This is a genomic window from Roseofilum acuticapitatum BLCC-M154 (assembly GCF_030068475.1).
Classification (GTDB): domain Bacteria; phylum Cyanobacteriota; class Cyanobacteriia; order Cyanobacteriales; family Desertifilaceae; genus Roseofilum; species Roseofilum acuticapitatum.
Genome location: NZ_JAQOSP010000070.1, coordinates 1 through 20,089, shown reverse-complemented (window position 1 = coordinate 20,089; position 20,089 = coordinate 1). Strand labels below are relative to the sequence as shown.

Genomic DNA, 20,089 nt, shown 5'->3' with positions numbered 1-20,089 from the left:
GGGCGATCGCCTCTTAGGGCACAGCTAAAGATTCTGCCTGATGCGTGAAGCGCTGCAAACAGGAGAGTCTTTTGACTTGGAGATGGGCAATCATCGCTTATGGCAGTAATTCTGGTGATAAGCGCTGTTGAGCTAAATCCCGGATCAGGGAAGATCGAGATTCAATATAGTGAGAGAGTAAATCGGCTTCTTCTCCATTGAGCGATCGTTCTTGAGCCAGATTACCTAACAGCCACTGAACCAGACTTGGATCATCGAGTCTAAGCAATCGTTGGGGTTGAGTTGTTTCAATCAAAGACCACAGTTGACGTAGCAGATGGGGAGTCATAACGATCCCTCCTTAAGGATTTCTTTATAATCATATCTACTTTAAATATAGAATTCACGGATTTGATACAAGATCCCATCAAAGGTAGTGAACCTTAACAAAATGATTCATAACTTGACATTCCCATGAGTCTGGAGGTTTGACTGTTAAGATCTCGTTTACAAAACATAGCTGTGTAACCCTGGCAGATAGAACCTGTTTGAGATCTATTGATAGAGAATTGTTAATAATGGACAATACCCCTCTTGTTAATTAGAGGAAAACCGGATGGAATGAGACCAATGAGTAATGTATCCCCCTACTGGATGTGGGTGAGAGTGAATGCGTTTGGCACAGGGCAACGGGTTGAAGACCAAATAGCCCATGATTTTTTTCAGGATCGGTTTTCAGATCTGCTGTCACAAACTCCTTTTCCTCATCCAAAAATCCAAGAGCAACTCCAGCAATGGAATCTGGCTTCAGATCCCTCTGTAAGCCCGGCAGAGCGGTGTTTGCGCTGTTTTATTTCTAATCAGATCAAACAGATTTGTGTGGACTTGGAGCAGCGTTTTGGGGCGACTCATGATTTTACCCATCAGGAACTGCTACCGTTTGTGTTGTCAGATTCTCCGAGTCCGGTTTTCCAGGGTTCCCATCCCGGTTTGGTCGATCGCATTTTAGAAACCTTTGATCCGAGTAAAAGCACACTTTCGGCTTGGAGTACGAGGTTGTTTAAGAGCGATCGCCTCGTGAAGCGTTTTCTGCTCGATCATGGCATTGAACAGGTGACGGATTGGTTAATTCTCAACCGCACTTCTTTAGGGAAACTGACGGCAGTTTTGCAGCAACAACAGGCAACGGAGCAGGAGATCGAAGAAGCGACGGAGCTATTGGAGCAGTATCACCAAGTCTATCGCCAAGACTTGTTGCAACATCGCTCTGAGGGGACAAAGCGTCGGTTTCCAGAGCCGACTGAGGATCAACTTCGGGTAATTGCCGATGGGGTAAAGGATTCTCCGAGACAAGTCTTAAAACAGCTCAAATATTTGGCAGGGGTGATGCGGGTGGCGCGTATTCAAGCTAGGGGGGGGAGTTTACCGCCTTCTGTGCAACCGCCAGCTATAGAATTAACTCCTGCTGTCGATCCTCCAGAGCAGTTAGAATTTTTAGATCAATATTATCAAGAATTCCAACAGGCTTTGCAAGGGGCGATCTCTCAAGTGATCAAAGCTCGCTTACAAAGCTATGAAACTGGGAAAACCGAAAAGCAAAGGCAAAAAGCCAAAGAAAAACAAGCGCTCTTTCTGAAAGGGTTGTACTTATTCCACTGTCAGGGAATTTCTATGGGTGAGATTGCCCAACAATTGGAATTAGGAGATCAACCAAGAGTCAGTCGCCTGCTTCAGCTTAAACGACTGCGGGCAGATATTGGTCGATGGACTTTACAGTTACTCGGCGATCGGGTTTTAAATCTGGCTCAAGCTTATGTTGATGCGGAACAATTATCGCAAGTGGCGGCTAAAATTTACGCCATTTTAGATGAAGAAGTGCAATCGACTTTAGAGGAAGCGATCCGAGAAGCCAGTTGTAACCAGCGTCCTGTGGTTCCCAGTCAACTTACCCAGTCTATTTGTCACTATGTTAAAACCCAACTGGAGTGAATTATGACTATTTCTACTCTTTCTCCCCTGGAATTTGCTGATGATTGGGTTGAATTTTCCCCAATTTTAGAATCGTTTGTGTTGACTGAAGGGGACTATGAAGCGGCTCAACCCTTTGCTGATAACTGGTCAAATTATACCCAGGCTTTGGTGATATTGGGCTTTTATGGTTGGTTGGGCGATCGCGAACCTACCTTAGCCTTAGATACTGATCCATTGGGCGTGCTAAATTCTCTCTATAGTCAACATCTTAACGGAGTATTTCATCTACCCGTGAATGGCTTTAAGGTCTGTATTTTGCCCAGTTTATCATGGAGCGATGACCAGATCGCCGTTCCTAGAGTGGGGCTTGAACTATCGGAATTTACGGATCAACTGTATATTGTTGTTGGCTTGGATGAGGATTTAGGGGCGATCGCCATTCGTGGATTTCTCACCTTCCCTGAACTAAGGGCTTTAACCGCTCAAATTTCCCCTAGTCGAGATTGGAATTATTATCTCAATATCGATCAATTCCATCCTCATCTTGACGACCTCCTATTAACCCTACAATGTTTAAATCCAGAAGCCATTAAAACCCCAGAAAAAAATCTGAACATCCCCAGCTTACAACCCTATCAACAAAGCTTACAAGAGCGTCTTCCTCTCGTTGAAAATCGTCCCCTCTGGCAAATTTTAACCTGGGAAGAAAGTCAAGCGATCTGGCTCTATCCCGAATTATGGCAATGGTTAGACCCTCAACCCAAAGCAGAACAGGAAACCCTAAAAAAGCATCTAGCTGACCTTCTCAACCTCCTAATTCAGCCCGCCATCGATCTCACGAAATGGCTACAAAATGAAGTAGAAGACTTACAAAATCGGACAAATGAGGGGGGATGGCAACTGATTCCAGCCAGTGCATTCCGTCGCCATCTCCCCCTCTCTCCAGCCACAGATTTAAGCAGCTTACTCACCCAAATTTATCAAGAAACAGGTGTGAGTGTGCCTTCAGATGCCGGTCGTGCTTATCGGGATTTAGATTTAGGTTTAGGAGTCAGACTGTATGCCATTACTTGGTGCTTATCTTATGAAGATAGCTGGACTTTATTATTGATTTTGGGCAGCAGTTCTGGACAAGCCTTAAACTCTGATATAGGTTGGCGAATTAGCGACCAAACCGGTATTTTAATCGAAGAGAAGCTCAACTTCAATCACAGAAGTGCCTATTTGTTTACCCAATTGATTGGAACCTATGATGAGAAATTTGTGGTAACCTTATTCTCAACAGACAAAACCCCCATCAGCTTACCCCCCTTTGCTTTTCCTTGGGGGAAGATTAATCCAGGGTTGAGTTCTAGGTAATCATTGTAAATTGAATCCATGTTTTCCCAAGTCTATAAACTACGAGTCCGACAAGTCAATGAAGTTTGTGACTTTGAACTGACTTGGGGAGAAGGACAAACCCTATGGACGGAATTACCTTATCCGGCTAATCTATCCCAGAGTTATGAGCGATGGAAAGAAACTTATTTGCAGTTTTATCGGCAATTGCGAGGCAAGGTTTTTAAGCGGGGACAGGTGTCTAAACCGTCGGAAGATTGGCGCTCTTTATTGGTGCAAGCGGAAGCGGAATTACTGGATCAATTTCATTATTGGTTGCTTTCTCCAGAATTAGTCGCCATTCGCCGACAGTTGGCAACCATGGCGGTTAAGAGTTCTAAACCTCTGATGGTATGCTTGACTTGTACGCCCCTAGACTTGGCGAGGTTGCCTTGGGAAACTTGGGAAATTGGTACGGATTTAGGGGCGGCAAATTCTATTTGTTTGGTGCGAACTCCGGGAAATATTGCCCATGAACCGGTTTATCCTCGGCGCAGGAAAGCGAGGGTATTGGCGATTTTAGGCGATGATACGGGATTGGAGTTTCAAGGCGATCGCACGGCGGTTACTTCCCTGTCTCGACTGGCTACGGTGGAATTTGTGGGATGGACGGGAAAAGAGGATATCCAGCAACTTAAACATGATATTTGTCAGGCGATCGCCGATCCCCGTGGATGGGATGTTCTCTTTTTTGCTGGACATAGTAACGAAACTGCCTTAACTGGGGGAGAATTGGCGATCGCCCCAGGGGTTTCCCTCTCCATTCATGACATCAGCGAATCCCTACATCTGGCAAAAACCAGAGGCTTACAATTTGCCATTTTTAACTCCTGTAGCGGCTTGGCGATCGCCCAATCCCTGATCAACCTCGGCTTAAATCAAGTCGCCGTCATGCGCGAACCCATTCACAACCGCGTCGCCCAAGAATTCCTAATCCAATTTATCAAACGCCTCACCGAATTTGACACCGTTTATCAAGCCCTGGTGCAAGCCTGTCACTATCTCAAACAACAGGAAAAACGCCTCACCTATCCCAGCGCCTACCTCATTCCTTCCCTCTTCACCCACCCAGAAGCAGAACTCTTTCACATTCAACCCTTTGGCTGGCGAGAACATCTCAAACAATGGATACCCAACCGTTGGGAAACCGCTACCTTAGCCACCCTTACCACCCTGAGTTGTCTCTTTCCCCTACAAACTTGGCTCCTGAATCAGCGCGTCGGGATACAAGCTCGCTATCGCCACCTCACCCAACAAATTGAAACCACTCCCACCCCATCCGTGGTGATGCTGCAAATCGACAATGAATCGATCGCCAAAGCGGGAATTTCTAGCCCAGTGCCCATGAATCGCACCTATCTCGCCCAACTCATTGGGCGACTGACAGAACTTAATGTCAGCGTTATTGGTATAGATTATCTCCTCGATCGCCCCCATCAAAATCTAGACAACGGCAGCAGCGACACCATCCTTACTCAAACCCTCAAAACCGCCGTTGAAAATCACCACACCTGGCTAATCTTCGTCAGTAAACGGGATCTGCGCCAGGGATGGATCGGTGTTTTACCCGAAATAGCCGATCCCAATTGGAGTCTGCAAGGACGGATGAACTTCTTCAAACAGGGATACATGCAATTGCATATTCCCCAAACTCCTGCAATTCCCTTACCCTTTTCCCATCTCCTTGCCCTGTCTCATTATTTCACCACTCACCCAGAGGGCAATCCTCTCCAACCCAATCTCAACAGCACCGAAGACTTAAAGCAACAAATTCTCTCCTATCTTTCCCAATCTCCCCATCCCCTCCCCGCAACTGCCCAAACTTCTCCCATCACTGCATTTTCTTACCTACTCAAACAAATGTGGTTGCATCCGATTATTGATTACTCCCTTCCCCCTTCCCAAGTCTATTACTGTCTTACCGCTTGGCAGTTTTTAGCAGAATCGGGATATGGGCAAAATGGGGATAGCCATGCTTGTCATGCTCCCCCTAATCCGCAAACCCTGACTCACTCCATCGTCATTATTGCTCCAGGAGGCTATGATGAAGCCGGAACTACCCCCGGTGGTGATAATCTTACTCCTCCTCCGGCTGCTTTTGAATATTGGACAAAACAGAATTTGCTCACAGGGGGAGAAATCCATGGGTATATGCTCGATCATCTCCTTAAGAATAGGCTAGTGGTTCCCCTTCCGGATCTGTGGATAACTTTGGTTGCTGCTCTGTTGGCAAAAGGACTAACATTAATGGTGGGGTTAACTCGTTCTGCGGTTCGTCAAACGGCGATCGCCCTCTCCATCGGAACAATAGTTTACAGCCTACTGTCACTACAAGCCTATATTTCCATGGCCATCCTCTTACCCTGGTTTTTTCCTACAATCATGGTATGGGGGTTTGTACTCTCACAGACTATCCACAACCGAGAATAAGGGATACTCGTAATGGCTAAAACGGTGCAATATGCTCGCATGGGTTTACTGAGCTTAATTGGGGCTGGACTCATGGTAACCCATGCCATGACTAGCTTTGCCCAAACCCCAGAGATTACGGAAAAGCTGCGTAACCTGATTGAATTGAAACCTCCAGCCGATGAGGGGGACGGGGGATCGCGGGGAAGTGCCAGTAGTGGAGTTGAGTTAATTTGTGCTATTTCACCTACCCGTGAGAGCGATCTCGATACCTTGACTTGGTTAGAACCCGAAGTGATTTGGAGCGATCGCCCCCTATTTCTGTGGCATCCTAAAATAGATGATCTTGTCATCCAATCGATTCAAGTTTTACGAGAGGATACTGAAGAAATGATCTGGGAATCTGCTGTTGCGGGCGATCGCAACTTCATCTTATATCCCCCAGATGCTCCCCCCTTACAGCCAGGAGTTGCCTATACTTGGCAACTGGTAACGGATCGTCCCTATATGCAAGCCACCTTTCAAATTTTAGACGGCGCAGAACGTTCATCTATTGATAACCAAATGCAAGCTATTTCTACCCAACTGACTCGCGAAGGGGTAACGCCTGCTGATATTGCCCTCAATCAAGCCCTTTACCTCGGAGAACAAGAGTTAGTCTCTGATATGCTGCACTATATCTATTCAGTCCCTAATCCTTCCGAATCTGTTCAATCTCTTCAAAATAGTATTGTTACTCAATTTTGTCCCTCAGACTCTTAGGTTTATAAGAATCAGTGACTTCATTTACTCTTCATTCTCTACTAACGAAACTTCTGGAGGTAGAGGTACAGTTAATTGTAAATATACACCGATCTTGATTTGATTATTTTCAAATTTGATATTCGTCACATTGACCTGACTAGAATCAGGATAGTCCTGCTGGAGGTTAGTCTGAGATCCCGCTCCTTCTTTGTACCCTGCTTCCTCCATCCATTGACTAATCGTTCTCCAATTGTCTATTTTCTCAGTACCTTTACCCACAAAATTCTTAACATACTTATAAATCGTAGCGCATAGATCCGTTTCCACCCCCTTCGAGTTCTTTTGTAGCTTTTCAGCCATTTCCGCAGGACTATAGCCACAAAGTAACCCCCGTAAGTGCAGCTTCTCAACGGGGGTTAGCGGTTTTCCCTTAACCGCCGCTAAATCCGAGTACAGCGTTTTCAAGTCCCAGGAGTTAGCAGCTTCAGTAAATTGCTCGTCAGCAGGTGGCATAGTCTCAGTACCCTGTAAATTCCTGACGGAATTCTAACATAAATCCTGACGCACATCAGCCAAATCCTGAGATCGGTCAGGGTATTATTAAGGAAAATCAAATACAGTAACCAGATTCAGTCTAGGTCAGGCCGCCTAGTGCGCTTGATAAGGGCAGTTTAAAGGAGAACTGTAGAATGTCAATACCTGAAGATAAGTATAAGCGATTAAAACTAATCCCGAACTGGAGCCAAGAAAAACTGGCCCAGGCGAAGGTAGCTGTCTTCGGCTGTGGCGCACTGGGTAATGAGGTTTTGAAGAACTTGGCGCTGCTGGGAGTTGGTCATATTTGGGTTGTGGACTACGATACTATCGAAATTCATAATTTGACGCGATCTGTTTTATTTCGCGAATCAGACATAGGCAGACATAAAGCGGAGGTGGTAGCCGAACGAGTTAAAGAACTTAACCCAGATACCCAAGTATATTCTATTCTTGGCAAGTTAGAGTTTGCCTTTGGCCGTGGCTTGCTCCGGGAAATGGATGTATGCTTTGGCTGCGTAGACAGTTTTGGGGCAAGAAGAACTCTAAATGAAAGATCCTATTTTGCAGGAACTCCTTGGATCGATGGTGGGATAGATTATGCAATGGGCAACGTTGCTTTTTTCAATCCACGAGTGCCTGAGACTGCTTGCTACCGTTGTAAAATGAATAGCACTCATTGGGAGCAAATTAATGAAAGGCGTTCTTGTCCAGATGGGTATTTGAAAGATGACTATAAAGAGCCAGTAATTGCTACAAGCATTATGACATCCTCTGTTATTGCAGCTTACCAAGTAGAAATAGCTGTACAAGTTATCCTGGGAGAGCAAAAGTTCCAACCTGGAACACAATTATTTCTGCCGGTTAGCTTTCCAATGGGTTTTAAGGTTGGTAAGTTTAAGTTAAATGAAGAATGCCCAGACCATGAATTAATAAACGATTGTAAAAATTTTTCTCCTCATTCAGCCAGCTTAGATAACACGGCAAGTCAAGTAGCCGCTATGTTAGGGCTGAATGATCAGTGGGAATTACAACTTCCTTTCGATTTTGTCTTTAAATTGACTTGTCCGCAATGTGGGCATATTGAACTAATTGCAATGCCTGTACAGGAAGTTAAATATAGTCAATCTTGGTGTCCAAAGTGTAATTATGATTATAGAACACCGACAAAGAATTTCAAAATCTATAAGGATTCTGAAGAAGCTGGATTTCCCTTGCGATATTTTTGGATGGCGGATAAAGAGATCGTTCAATTTAAACAGAATGGTCAACTTACCTTTGTAGAATTAACAGATCAGACTTTGAACTAAGGAGATTTTTATTATGGCAATTGCAGAAATCACTGTACTTGTTAAGTATCCCAATGCGGGAAAAGAGGAAGAAGCTACTGTGCCCTTAGATTTGCAATTGGGAGAGTTTCGTAAAGAATGCCATGAGATTTTCGGTGTTCCCAAAACTCGCAACAGTACACTCATATTAGAAAAAACGGGTGAAATCCAGAGTGATAATGAGACATTTGGAAGCGCAAGTATTCCGAAGAATGCAGTTTTTTCATTTGTACCAGAGGTAGGGGGAGCCTGAATATGTCAGTTCGTGATAGAAGATTAGAAAGTGATTATCAAGGGTTATTAAGACTGTGTGTCTCCAATAAAAATATTAAGCTTTTGGAGTATATACCTGAGCCTCGAAAATATGTCATTCAGATATCTGATGTTGTAGGGGTAAAATCGATTAATTCTAATGATTCTCCAATTTATACCACCCAGCATATTTTGGAAATTTCAAACTTTACCAACAGATATCCAGAGCCAGTGAGAGAAGGTATCCCCACAGTAACCTTCAAAACTCCAATTTTTCACCCGAATGTAGGTTCAGGTGGATGGACTTGTATTTATGGGAACAATATGACTGAAAATCAACCTCTTAATGTTTTGGTTTTGAGATTAATCACAATGATTCAGTATGCAAATACTGATTTTGGAGATGAAGCTAATCGCTCTGCTAAGAATTGGTACAATAGGAATAAATCTAAAGGTTGGTTTCCTTTAAAAAAACAATCCCCTAACCAACCTACGGAACATAGAAAAGTTAAGTGGCATAAAAAGCAATGACTAAAGTCCGATGGCATAAGCGGTCTCAGAGACAAGAGATCGCAAACCGAAGCCAAAATAATGTTTCTTTCTCCTGTTTGGAATCAAGCCAATATCAATCTTTTTTACATGAAAATCTTCAGCTTTATGTATCTGAATCTGCTATCCATAAGCTAACAACTCACTTATCAGAAGATACCAGCAAAGAAACGGGAGGTATTTTAGTAGGAAATGTATCAAATACAAGCAATATCCATAACACAGTAATAACTGGGGCGATTGCAGCACCTACGACAATAGGAAATTGCTCAACATTTCGTTTTACTCCTCATTGTTGGCCAGCAATCCTTAAAGAACAAGAAGAGTCTTATCCCCAAACACAGATTGTGGGTTGGTATCATTCTCATCCTAATTTTGGTGTCTTTCTATCAGGCGTTGATTTAAAGACTCAAGAAGACTGTTTTAACCAACCTTGGCATATTGCTGTTGTCTACGATCCAATTCGAGATGAGATCGGATTTTTTTGTGGATCTAAAGGTCAACCAATGAGTTCGTGCAAGACTTTAGAACCTCAAGCTAAAGCATCTGAGTCTGAAACACTCAAGCCTGATCAAAATAAACCATCTTTATCTGAAGACAACCCAGTAGTAAAACAAACTAATGAAAACACTTCTCATAATACCAGTAAAGAATCATCACTACATGACAGATTAGGCTGTTGTTTAAGTATTTTAAAGATCACATTTTTTTTATTTTATAAAAATTAATTATAATGTCTTGGCAAAACTCACTTGAAAATTTAGGATGGGCTTTTAGAAACCTCTTTGGTGGTCGTGAGACAATTATTGGGCCTAATGAGGTTGTACCCCCTACAGATATACACCTGAGAGACTTAAGAGATTATTCAGGAACAGCTACACTTAATGAAATTACTGATGTTCTTCAGTCACAAGGTTCTAATTCTAATAATTATCGAATTCTTAAACATCCAGATAGATATGCATCTCCACCTGTTATCAATATTGGAAAATTTTTAAAAATAGCCGGAGGAAAAGTCAAGTCAAATCAAGAGATTTGGCTGCAAGAAAAATCTATTTACAAAAATTTAGCGCTTATTGGGCCACCTGGGTCAGGCAAAACAGAAGGGTTTATTATTCCAGGTATTAAATCTGCTATTGATGCAGGCTTGTCTAATATCGTAATTGATGTTAAGGGAGGTTCCCTAATCGACAAACTGGGACATTATGCGGAACAAAAAGGTGTACGGGTTATTTATTGGAGTACCCTTCCCCAAGAAGTTAGCCGCAGCCATAGTATCAACTTACTCGACAATATAAACTCTATACAAGATGCTCAAGTTTTAGCTAAATCCTTGTATGGCAATACTGAGCATTTAGGGGACAATCGGCAGTTTTCCATGAGAGATATCTCTTGGATGGCGCAGTGGATAATGTTGATTAAGCAGATTTTTGGTGATGCTGCAAACCTCACTCATATTTATCAAATTGCAGAAAACCCTGTTGAAACTCTAAATCAGCTTTTAGGGTTTTGTCAGGATGCTAGATTACAAGCATCGATTCAATCTCAATTAAGATTAATTCAAGAAAGTGAAAATGGAGCCAATGCTTTTACTTGGGGGATTCAAGATGCGATAAACTTTTTTGGTTGGCCTAACTTTGAACAAGTGACAGGGCACAGCGATATTTTACTGCGTGATATTCAGCGACAGCCAACTTTATTAGTCATTGGTGCTGAGTTAGCAGGACGTGATATTTCTCAAAAGATATCATCTGCTTTGATTGATATTTTAATGACTATTTTTTACGAACGATGGACACAAAATGGTAGCGATCAAGGAATTGTTTTTTGGATTGATGAGTTTCCTAGAATTCAGGAACAGGTCAATATTGCCGAGTTTACTAGCGTAGCACGTTCAGCTAGAGGAAGTATTGTTATTGCTGCTCAAAGTTTGGAGCAAATTAACCCAGAATATCGAGAGCAGGTCATGGAAAATTTCGATACTGTTGTTCTTTGTAGGGGGGTAGGTTCTGGCGCGGCTGATTGGCTGAGTCATCGTTTGGGAAATCGCAACCAAAATTTGAGAAGACGGAGGTATCACGAAGCCAATTCACAAGATAATTATCCTTGGTTCAGGACTCATGCTGAGGGAGAACGTTATGAAAATTGGCGTGAATCTGCACCTGTACTAGATAGCAGGGAGATACAATATCCTGTAGGAAATGAGCATATAGCCGTCGTTCATTCTAGAACTGCTTGTCGCAAACCTTTTTTAGTTGACTATCAGAGAGTAATAGAGCCTTACAGTATATGGCAGCCTTCTCAGGTTTCAAGAGCTAGATGGAGTGGTATTAGCTCACAAACTAACAGTAATTTGACTCCAACCGAACAAAGAGTTGTTTGGCATAATAGAAGGCAGCAACCAGAAAATTCTACAGATTTAAGTTCCCAAGTAAATCACTCTAGAATTAGATGGAGGAGATAATTTTATGGTGGGAAGACAGGGGCCAATTAATAAAGAAAAAGGGAGTTTTTTTGAACTGCTTGTCGAGAATTTACTGTGGCAAGCCGATGTTGACATTTCTGATCGCTCAGAACGTCGTTATACTGACGATTTTCACAAAGACACAGAAATAGATCGTATAATTTCTGACAGAGGAGGATCGGAATTTGCAATTTTAGAAATTAAATCAGGTCAATTTAATGATGCTGAACAAGCAAGAAGGTTAGTAAGTTTAGCAAAACAAGAAAGACTAAAACTTATTTTTGCTACACCTGATGGAACAACGAGTAAGTTTAGCAAGTCGGTTTTAGCTGAATTAAATAAGTCGCAAATTTTTATAATCAATCCTAACGAAATAAATGAGGTACATAAAGTTATTTCACAAGGAATAAATTATGGTCTTCCAACTGGTCTGTTAGACCCAGATAATTCATATTGTAAAAATACAAACTCTAAATCATCAAAGGTTAAGTGGACAAAACAAACTCAGCGAGAACAAGTTCAAAATAAAAAAAATGACCCACAGTCAATAAAATGGGGGAAACAAAACGAGATCGCTAATAGTAAATCTATTATTTCAGAAAATAGTGCCGTTACTAAAAAAAAGAGAGTGACAAGAAAAATGACAAGATAGTTTTTTTGTTTTGATTGCTTTTCTTATTTTTATCAGATTTCTTCTATGGAAACATTTAATGCTGATCGTACAAGATGCGCTTGGGATTCGAGTTCATTTCAACCTGGTGATGAAGGGATGAAGTGTACTAGCTGCGGCGCAATTATGAAATTAGAAAGTTGGCAAGAGATGCAGTTTTGCCGAAATTGCCAGGGACGGCAGGCTATTCATGTTCGAGCTGTATCTTCTAATAGAAGTAATACTACTCTTCAGATAGTTCCAAGTATGGAAACATTTAATGCTGATCGTACAACTTGTGCTTGGGATTCGAGTTCATTCCAACCTGGTGATGAAGGGATGAAGTGTACTAGCTGCGGTGCAATTATGAAATTAGAAAGTTGGCAAGAGATGCAGTTTTGCCGAAATTGCCAGGGACGGCAGGCTGTTCGTGCGCGAGCTGTATCTTCTAATAGAAGTAATACTACTCTTCGGATAGTTTCAAGACAGAATCATCCGATTCAAGGATTAACTGATAGTAATAATCGACGTAATACAAGGTATTCTACTATCAGAATGCAACCTGAAAGGAATGCAAGAATCAATACTCAGTTATCAACTGATCGTAATAATCGACGTAACACAACATATTCTACTAATCGGTTTTTAGGTTTTTTTCATTATTTCAGAAGACTGGGTTGTTTTTGGACTATAACATTAATTACTTTAATAACTGTATTTGGATATTATAGTCATAATCACATATCGATATATCTAATATCTGTATTTTCTGATCCCTATGTTAAAGGTATTGAAATTGCACAAGAGGCTGTTAGAGCAGGCCAAGAAGCACAAACCTCTGAAGAATGGAATGACATTGCTTCAATGTGGAAAAAGTCTTCTAGATTGATGTCTTTTGTTTCGCCTGAGAACAAAAACTTCAAAGCTGCTCAAGAAAGGGTTGAAACTTATACAGAATATACGGAGATTGCTTTGCAGAAATCTGAAGAAGTTAATGTTTCCAATCGCCTTGAGAAATTATTAGCTAAAGGACGATGGCAAGCAGCAGATCGAGAAACATCACAAATTTTGATTGATAAAGCTGGAAAACTTTGGCCCTTTGGTAAGAAATTGCCGAATTCTAGTTTTGCTCATCTTCCTTGCCCTACTATTCGTAAGATAGACCAATTATGGAGATTTTATTCTAAAGGTAAATTTGGGTGGAGTGTTCAGTATAAAATATGGAAAAATTTCCCTGCAATGAAAGGTACACCATACACGCACAATCAAAGATATAAAAACTTTAAAGATAAATATAAAAAATTCAAAAATTATTTAAACTGGCATATAGAAGGTTCTTATTTTATATCGGATAAGCATTATGAAAATATGAATTTTAGCTTTTCGGCTCCAAAAGGATATTTACCAACACCTTGTTCGACAGGATATAAAGATACCAAAGCTTGCAAGATGGAAATGTCTTTACATTGTCCACCTGGTGGTTATTTGGGCGGTTGTATTGACAAAGTTGGGCCAGTAAGAATGGAGGATTTTTATCAAGAAGTGATAGATCGATGTGGACTGTAAAAGTAAGTTTAATACTTGTAAATATAGAGGCTTTACACTTATACTCGACGATAATAACAATTATTTAATAGATGATATTGGCGACTATACTGTTATTCCCTGCTCTTAAACACTAGAGAAGAGATTATTTCGGAAATTGATCCTTAAGACTCGCCAAAGCTGACCAACGGGCATCTACACCAGCATCCGCACTTTCAGCCGCTTCCTCGTTCACCTCAATTCCCGGACAATTTTTATCACATAACTGCCGATGGGGAAGCCGTAGACAAAGCTGCTCATAGAGCCAAGTTTCCGGGTCAAAATGGCCTTGGGGCGAGAGGGTTTCCACCAAATCCTCTAAGGGCACTTCCCGCTCCAAGGGCAGATTATCATTGAGGGTATCCGCATTGGGATCGAGCCAAATCAACTCCTTTGCCTTCGCCCGCAGTCGATGATTATACTGTTGCAGACAGCGATCGCACTTCAGAGTTATGATAGTCTCGGCGATCGCCTTCACCTCCAGATAACTCCCTTGGTGAATCATCTTCATCCAGCCCTGAACCGGCATCAAAGAATCCAAACCCTCCAAATACTGATCCACCTCAATCCTCAGTCTTCCCTCCGGGCACTTCAACAACCCAGGAATATAGATCATCTGCATCATCCACCTCCTTCTTGGGAGCGCTGTCGCACAATCAGCCGTCGGTGAGGCTCCTTACCCACACTCTCCGTTTCCAGATCCTCACAAGATTGCAGAAACTGATGCACCTCCCTCCTCTCCGCCGACGACAGCGCCTTCATCTCAAACTCAACTGCCGTTTGCCGCACCGTATAAGCCGCCATCTCAGCCATTCGCTGCACTTCCTGCTGTCGCTGATGACGATAGCCATTCAACTCCAGAGTAAACGACCCCTGTTCCTCCCGGTCTTGTCCCAAATTCAGAATCGCATTAATCAGATACTGAATCGCATCCAAACTTTCCCCACCCGTACCCACCAACTGTTCAATCTGGGAGGCACTCAAGGGCGAAGCGTCAATCGTTAACCAAGACGTTTCCTGACCTGACCATCCTTCAATCACCTCCACCCTCACCGCAGTAGCTAGTCCCATCTTTTTCAATAGGTCTTCTAGCCACTGCTGGCCCCGCTTTTGCATGGTTTCCTTCATTACTGCTGCCGAACAAGTGCCTATTTCTTCTTAGATTCTGGTTTAGTCTTCTTTTTAGATCGTTTTTCAAAAGGCAAATCCGTGCGACTCTCGGAGAGTGTACCCCCATTACTCACGCTCAGGCCTTTTTCCTCAACCAACTTCTGGAGATTCTCCGGCAACGGTTCCTTAGACAAAATAAAGGTTTGGGCCGTTTGGAAAATATTGGCAATCACCATATACATCAAAACTCCAGCCGGTAAGGGAAAGAATAAAAACATCCCCGTAAAGATCACTGGCGTAATTTTATTAATCGTTTGTTGCTGGGAATTGGCATCATTACTGCTTCCACCTTGGCCAGACAGCACCTGGTTCAGATACAAACTGACTCCAAAGAACAGTACCATCCCCAAGATATCGAAGTTAATGTTGCCATTTTCATCAAAAGCACCGACTCGTCCCAGCGCTTTAATAAATAAAAATCCTTTCTCTGCTGCTAATCCCGGAACTGTACCTTGAAGGCTCACTTCTCCTGGTTCTAAAGCTACCAGCGTACCATCAGGATTAACCTTAACCAGCTCTTCCCCCTTGGTTACTGTCCAAGTCGGTTGCAGCTTTTGCACCTGATCGGGATACTGAGCAACTAATTCTTTAACTGTTTGCCCTTCGACCGTTTGCAAATTAATTTGAGTTTTCTCGCCCACGCCAATCTTATTGCCTCCGGGCAAAATCGCCGCTACCTTAGCATGAACCCCATCTTCGATATAGATATTCTGAGGTTTAGTGGCATAAATTTGGGGTTGAATTCGCTCAATCTGTTCTTGGGGAAAGATCTGTACATCCACCGTGTAGTTCACATCTGCAAACGGCGATCCTCGCAACGTGGCAAACAGGGCAAAGAGTACCGGCATTTGAACTAGCACGGGCAAACATCCGGCTAAGGGATTGCCCACTTCTTTGAAGAGCTTCGCCATCTCTTCCTGTTGTTTTTCAGGATTATCTTTATACCGATTGCGAATTTCTTCTTGTCGCTTCTGCATGTAGGGTTGCACTACACGAGTGCGCCGCATACTGCGAATCGATCCGGCACTCAGGGGATATAGAGCAAACCGAATCACTAAGGTTAGGGCGACGATCGCCAAACCATAGCTCGGTACGATCCCGTAGAAGAAATCCAGGATCGGTAGCATAACGTTGCTGGAGAGAAAACCAATACCAAAGTCCATTCGTCGTGAGTTAACCTTTTGCGCTGAGGAACTGCCTCTTCAGTGTATCTGATTGTCGGAGGCTTGATCTGATCGATTTTCACCGAGAACAGCGAAGGAGCCAAAATTGAATAGCTTTTACTGTCCTCGGATGAATATAAGGATTAGGCGTTAACCTTGCTCCCAGAGCCACTTTTGGTTTGACCCTTTCTGGAGATTTTTTCATTGATATAGTCATAAAGTTCCCGAAATCGGGGGAGCGATCGCATTTCTAGACGGCTACCATCCTTGAGGGTGATCACCATATCCCCCCAAGCTCCCAACCCCCTAGGAACGACGACCACTTGGGCCATTTCCGAGTAAATTACATCGGTACGGTTGCGTCCCATCCATCCTCCAGTGGTCGAAATCCGACGACTGGTAATCCGATAGCGAGACCAAATTGCTCGAATCACTGAGCCAATGGTTAAAGGGAGTCCAATGATCGTAAAACCAATCAAAATATTGAAGATCAAATCTCCAACATGGGGGCCACCCTCATAGATCGCATCTTCTTTAATTCCCATTGAGTACCTCTGCCTGTACCAATAACTGCTCTAATTCTCGCAGAAATTGGTCAGAATTGCAGGATTGGACATTTGGACGCACAATCAATACCAATTGCCATCCCCTCTGAATTTTAGGGAGAAGTTGGCGCAGTTTGGCTCGCATTTGCCGTTTAATCCGATTTCGATAAACGGCCCGTTTATCGACTTTTTTGCCAATTACAATCCCGATTTGGGTGGGATGACTGGGACGGTGGGGGATTTGAGAATGGGGAATTTTTGGCCCTAAAGCTCTTAGGGTCAAGTGGGCCGTTTCATGTCGGACTCCTTGACGATAGACTCCAACAAAATGTCGTCGATTTCTAAGTCGGTTCGCTTTGGCGAGCATGGTATAGCGATTTAAGCTGGTAACGGGTAATCGGTCATTTCTCCCCATTCACCCATTAGCCGTAACTCTTAAACGGTTAACCGATGACGACCTTTTTTACGACGAGCGCGAATGACTCGGCGGCCGGTATTACTCCGCATCCGGGCCCGAAACCCGGATGTTCTTTTTTGTTTGCGGTTGGTTCCTTCTAAGGTGCGTTTACTCATAGAATTGTTTTCCCTAAATGGTTAGCCGATCGAATAAAAATGCCACGATCGCTTATTGTACCATCGATCGCGCTCTCGATCTCCCTTAATTTGGCTCAGAAATGGGGAAATTAGGGACTGATCTGGAATTCCCATGTACCGATATAGCGGGGTAAGGGCACTTCTCCAGGGGTCAAGATCAGACACTTAAACCGATATGTGCCAAATCCGGGGTTTTTCACGTTGGAAAAGACTAATTCTAATCCTGCGGTTCCTGCGGGGATGGGATTTTCTGGATAAATCTCCACCAGTTTATTTTCCTGATCCCAAATCACTTCTTCTAGGGGTTGAGCTTCTCCTTTGATCCGCACTTCTATTTGATCGGGGTCTAGTTTGCCTGTATAGTTAGCGGGACTTTCAGCGTAGGAAATGGTGAAGGACTGCACGGCTTCGGTGAGTTTCTTGGCAGGAATCCGGAACCGATAGCGATCCCATTTATTGGCAATGCCACGATAGTCGAAATAGTAATCTAGGGTATTCTCCCGTCCAGGGCCGCCAAAGATGGTTAGTCCGGGTAAACCATTGGCGAGGGTTAGGGTGGGGATGGCAGCCACTAGACCGGTGGCGATCGCCGCAGCTAATAGGGGAAGTTTGATCGACTTTAAGGTTTTGACCATAGGAAAACGACTTAATCCACTCATATTGATTTAGACACCGTTACTAAACTTTACCAAAAGAAACGACCAGATTGACAAAAGTCACCTCTTTAGGGCCCTAATCCGGACGCAAGGGGGGATGCAAAAGTGCCAAAAATACCTAATTCATAAAACAAGTTAAAGATCCTCCTGGGTTTCCGGGGATCGGCTTACGATCCATAAAAACCAAAGACAATCATTCAAGTCCAGTCGGTGCTATCCATCCAGCCTGCGTGCTAGTTCACCAATAGCTCATCGATACACTATACGAAGAGGAATATCCATGAAAATAGGAGTGGCTAAAGAAGTTGAATATCGAGAACGCCGAGTTGCTCTAATTCCCGATGCGATCGCCAAATTAACCAAACAGGGGTTAGAAATTTGGGTCGAATCTGGCCTGGGCGAATCCTCCTTTTTTGCGGATTCTGCCTATGAGGAAGCCGGAGCGCAAGTTATTTCGGATAAAGAGAAATTATGGAAGGAAGTGGATGTACTCTTGAAAGTTGGCTCTCCGATAGAAGAGGAACTGGCGCTACTGACTCCGGGAAAGGTGTTAATTAGCTTTTTGAATCCCTTGGCCCAACCGGAAATGATGCAAAAGTTGGCTGATGCTCAGGTCACGGCTTTGAGTATGGAACTGATTCCCCGTACCAGTCGCGCCCAAAGTATGGATGCTTTATCCTCTCAAGCGGGGGTGGCTGGCTATAAGGCAGTGTTGATCGCGGCTGCGGCTTTGCCTAAGTTCTTTCCCATGTTAACGACGGCTGCGGGAACGATTCGACCGGCGAAAGTGTTTGTGATCGGAGCGGGAGTAGCGGGTCTACAGGCGATCGCCACTGCCAGACGACTCGGAGCAGTCGTAGAAGCCTTTGACATCCGTCCCGCAGTTAAGGAAGAAGTGCAAAGCTTGGGGGCGAAATTCGTAGAAGTCCAACTCAATGAAGAAACCGTAGCTGAAGGAGGCTATGCGCGGGAAATTTCCGAAGACTCCAAACGGCGCTCCCAAGAATTAGTCGCCGAGCATGTGAAAACGGCCGATGTGGTGATTACGACGGCTCAAGTACCCGGTAAAAAAGCGCCCCGGTTGGTGACTAAAGAAATGGTGGCGCAAATGAAACCGGGTTCGGTGGTGGTCGATTTAGCGGCTGAACAAGGGGGGAACTGTGAAGTGAGCGAAGCGGGCAAAGATGTGGTCTATGAAGGAGTCACGGTCATTGGCCCGATCAATCTGCCCGCGTCGATGGCGGTTCATGCCTCCCAAATGTACGCCAAAAATATCTCGACTCTGCTGAATTATTTGGTGAAAGAAGGGGAGTTGAATCTCGATTTTGAAGACGATATTATTAGCGGCACTTGTGTTACCCATGCTGGAGAAGTCCGCAATAAACGAGTGAAAGATGCGATCGCTAGTGAACAGTCTGCTGTAGCCAGTTAAATGCCCTCTCCCTATATCCCTCTCCCACGGGAGAGGGACTTTACTCCCCTTCTTAAACTTGTGGGAAATGCCCTCTCCCTATATCCCTCTCCCACGGGAGAGGGACTTTACTCCCCTTCTCCCGTGGGAGAAGGGGCTGGGGGATGAGGGCAACCGTTAACCTCATTACTCATTACTCAAATCATGACAGAATCATTAATCGGCGCTTTATTTGTCTTTGTGCTGGCCAGTTTTGCGGGCTTTGAAGTGATTAACAAAGTTCCGCCGACTCTGCACACCCCTTTGATGTCTGGGGCGAATGCTATTTCTGGTATTGCCTTAATTGGGGCCTTAATTGTGGCGGGCGATCGCACCCTCAGCATTAGCGTAATCCTCGGTCTGATTGCCGTTGTCTGCGCCACCATCAACGTGGTGGGCGGCTTTTTGGTCACCGATCGCATGTTGCAAATGTTCAAGAAGAAAGAAGCCTGATCGAGATCCCCCTAAATCCCCCTTAATAAGGGGGACTTTCTCGATCGCACTTTAAAAAGTGGGACTTTTTCGATCCAATTCCCCCCTTATTAAGCAGGGGGTTTTCATTTTCACAAATTATACCACAACAAAAGCAAAATCTTTGCTTCTCAAAACCGTTTTTTTGGCCCGGTTCAATTCTCTGTCAGCCAAGAATCTCCTGAACCCCAACTTTTTCT

22 protein-coding genes are annotated in these 20,089 nt (G+C 43.7%); 13 read left to right on the top strand and 9 right to left on the bottom strand.

Features of this window, described 5'->3' with window-relative positions; translation table 11 throughout:
- Positions 1 to 97 precede the first annotated feature (97 nt).
- Entirely contained in the window at positions 98 to 328 is a 231-nt protein-coding gene (locus PMG71_RS10335) for a hypothetical protein (RefSeq protein ID WP_283753596.1), read from the bottom strand.
- Between the two features lie 281 nt (positions 329 to 609).
- On the opposite strand from PMG71_RS10335, the gene PMG71_RS10330 reads away from it, so the two are divergent.
- From PMG71_RS10330 to PMG71_RS10315, 4 genes are read left to right on the top strand one after another with little or no spacing between them, the layout of a single operon-like run.
- On the top strand, positions 610 to 1,968 hold the full coding sequence (locus PMG71_RS10330) for a hypothetical protein (RefSeq protein ID WP_283753595.1): 1,359 nt from the start codon (positions 610 to 612) through the stop codon (positions 1,966 to 1,968).
- 3 nt (positions 1,969 to 1,971) lie between these two features.
- A complete protein-coding gene (locus PMG71_RS10325) occupies positions 1,972 to 3,309 on the top strand; it encodes a DUF1822 family protein (RefSeq protein ID WP_283753594.1) in 1,338 nt (445 codons plus the stop codon).
- 18 nt (positions 3,310 to 3,327) lie between these two features.
- The gene (locus PMG71_RS10320) at positions 3,328 to 5,757 is read left to right on the top strand and encodes a CHASE2 domain-containing protein (protein WP_283753593.1); all 2,430 of its coding nucleotides are present in this window, start codon (positions 3,328 to 3,330) and stop codon (positions 5,755 to 5,757) included.
- Between the two features lie 12 nt (positions 5,758 to 5,769).
- The gene (locus tag PMG71_RS10315) at positions 5,770 to 6,498 is read left to right on the top strand and encodes a hypothetical protein (protein ID WP_283753592.1); all 729 of its coding nucleotides are present in this window, start codon (positions 5,770 to 5,772) and stop codon (positions 6,496 to 6,498) included.
- 24 nt (positions 6,499 to 6,522) lie between these two features.
- Here PMG71_RS10315 and PMG71_RS10310 read toward each other — a convergent pair whose 3' ends face one another.
- Positions 6,523 to 6,993, bottom strand: a complete 471-nt coding sequence (locus PMG71_RS10310) for a hypothetical protein (RefSeq protein WP_283753591.1) — start codon at positions 6,991 to 6,993, stop codon at positions 6,523 to 6,525.
- 176 nt (positions 6,994 to 7,169) lie between these two features.
- On the opposite strand from PMG71_RS10310, the gene PMG71_RS10305 reads away from it, so the two are divergent.
- Genes PMG71_RS10305 through PMG71_RS10275 form a run of 7 tightly spaced genes read left to right on the top strand, consistent with a single transcriptional unit; the run spans position 7,170 to position 13,822 of the window.
- Positions 7,170 to 8,324 carry a HesA/MoeB/ThiF family protein gene (locus PMG71_RS10305; protein WP_283753590.1) on the top strand — a complete coding sequence of 385 codons (1,155 nt, stop codon included), beginning with the start codon at positions 7,170 to 7,172 and terminating at the stop codon, positions 8,322 to 8,324.
- A 13-nt stretch (positions 8,325 to 8,337) separates the two neighbouring features.
- On the top strand, positions 8,338 to 8,595 hold the full coding sequence (locus PMG71_RS10300) for a hypothetical protein (protein ID WP_283753589.1): 258 nt from the start codon (positions 8,338 to 8,340) through the stop codon (positions 8,593 to 8,595).
- Positions 8,596 to 8,597: 2 nt separating this feature from the next.
- The gene (locus tag PMG71_RS10295) at positions 8,598 to 9,125 is read left to right on the top strand and encodes a ubiquitin-conjugating enzyme family protein (RefSeq protein ID WP_283753588.1); all 528 of its coding nucleotides are present in this window, start codon (positions 8,598 to 8,600) and stop codon (positions 9,123 to 9,125) included.
- On the top strand, positions 9,122 to 9,871 hold the full coding sequence (locus PMG71_RS10290) for a Mov34/MPN/PAD-1 family protein (protein ID WP_283753587.1): 750 nt from the start codon (positions 9,122 to 9,124) through the stop codon (positions 9,869 to 9,871). Before PMG71_RS10295 ends, PMG71_RS10290 begins: the two co-directional genes overlap by 4 nt.
- A 5-nt stretch (positions 9,872 to 9,876) precedes the next feature.
- Positions 9,877 to 11,607: a type IV secretory system conjugative DNA transfer family protein gene (locus PMG71_RS10285; RefSeq protein WP_283753586.1), complete on the top strand. Its 1,731-nt coding sequence runs from the start codon at positions 9,877 to 9,879 to the stop codon at positions 11,605 to 11,607.
- 4 nt (positions 11,608 to 11,611) lie between these two features.
- A complete protein-coding gene (locus PMG71_RS10280) occupies positions 11,612 to 12,259 on the top strand; it encodes a hypothetical protein (RefSeq protein WP_283753585.1) in 648 nt (215 codons plus the stop codon).
- A 45-nt stretch (positions 12,260 to 12,304) separates the two neighbouring features.
- Entirely contained in the window at positions 12,305 to 13,822 is a 1,518-nt protein-coding gene (locus PMG71_RS10275; protein ID WP_283753584.1) for a GUN4 domain-containing protein, read from the top strand.
- Positions 13,823 to 13,946: 124 nt separating this feature from the next.
- Here the strand turns inward: PMG71_RS10275 and PMG71_RS10270 are convergent, their stop codons facing one another.
- From PMG71_RS10270 to PMG71_RS10240, 7 genes are all read right to left on the bottom strand, one after another.
- On the bottom strand, positions 13,947 to 14,462 hold the full coding sequence (locus tag PMG71_RS10270; protein WP_283753583.1) for a YceD family protein: 516 nt from the start codon (positions 14,460 to 14,462) through the stop codon (positions 13,947 to 13,949).
- Positions 14,462 to 14,968 (bottom strand): Jag family protein, encoded by a 507-nt coding sequence (locus tag PMG71_RS10265; protein WP_283753582.1) that lies wholly within the window; start codon positions 14,966 to 14,968, stop codon positions 14,462 to 14,464. The genes PMG71_RS10270 and PMG71_RS10265 overlap by 1 nt, the downstream gene beginning before the upstream one ends.
- 20 nt (positions 14,969 to 14,988) lie before the next feature.
- Complete coding sequence (gene yidC / locus PMG71_RS10260; protein ID WP_283753581.1) at positions 14,989 to 16,173, bottom strand: membrane protein insertase YidC; 1,185 nt, start codon at positions 16,171 to 16,173, stop codon at positions 14,989 to 14,991.
- Between the two features lie 143 nt (positions 16,174 to 16,316).
- A complete protein-coding gene (locus tag PMG71_RS10255; protein ID WP_283753580.1) occupies positions 16,317 to 16,718 on the bottom strand; it encodes a PH domain-containing protein in 402 nt (133 codons plus the stop codon).
- A complete protein-coding gene (gene rnpA / locus PMG71_RS10250) occupies positions 16,708 to 17,133 on the bottom strand; it encodes a ribonuclease P protein component (RefSeq protein ID WP_283753579.1) in 426 nt (141 codons plus the stop codon). The genes PMG71_RS10255 and rnpA overlap by 11 nt, the downstream gene beginning before the upstream one ends.
- Positions 17,134 to 17,153: 20 nt before the next feature.
- Entirely contained in the window at positions 17,154 to 17,291 is a 138-nt protein-coding gene (gene rpmH, locus PMG71_RS10245) for a 50S ribosomal protein L34 (protein ID WP_283753578.1), read from the bottom strand.
- A 110-nt stretch (positions 17,292 to 17,401) separates the two neighbouring features.
- Complete coding sequence (locus PMG71_RS10240) at positions 17,402 to 17,947, bottom strand: DUF2808 domain-containing protein (RefSeq protein ID WP_283753577.1); 546 nt, start codon at positions 17,945 to 17,947, stop codon at positions 17,402 to 17,404.
- 301 nt (positions 17,948 to 18,248) lie between these two features.
- Here PMG71_RS10240 and PMG71_RS10235 point away from each other — a divergent pair, with 301 nt between their 5' ends.
- On the top strand, positions 18,249 to 19,400 hold the full coding sequence (locus PMG71_RS10235; protein WP_283753576.1) for a Re/Si-specific NAD(P)(+) transhydrogenase subunit alpha: 1,152 nt from the start codon (positions 18,249 to 18,251) through the stop codon (positions 19,398 to 19,400).
- Between the two features lie 183 nt (positions 19,401 to 19,583).
- Positions 19,584 to 19,871 (top strand): NAD(P) transhydrogenase subunit alpha part 2, encoded by a 288-nt coding sequence (locus PMG71_RS10230; protein WP_271941602.1) that lies wholly within the window; start codon positions 19,584 to 19,586, stop codon positions 19,869 to 19,871.
- Positions 19,872 to 20,089: the final 218 nt, after the last annotated feature.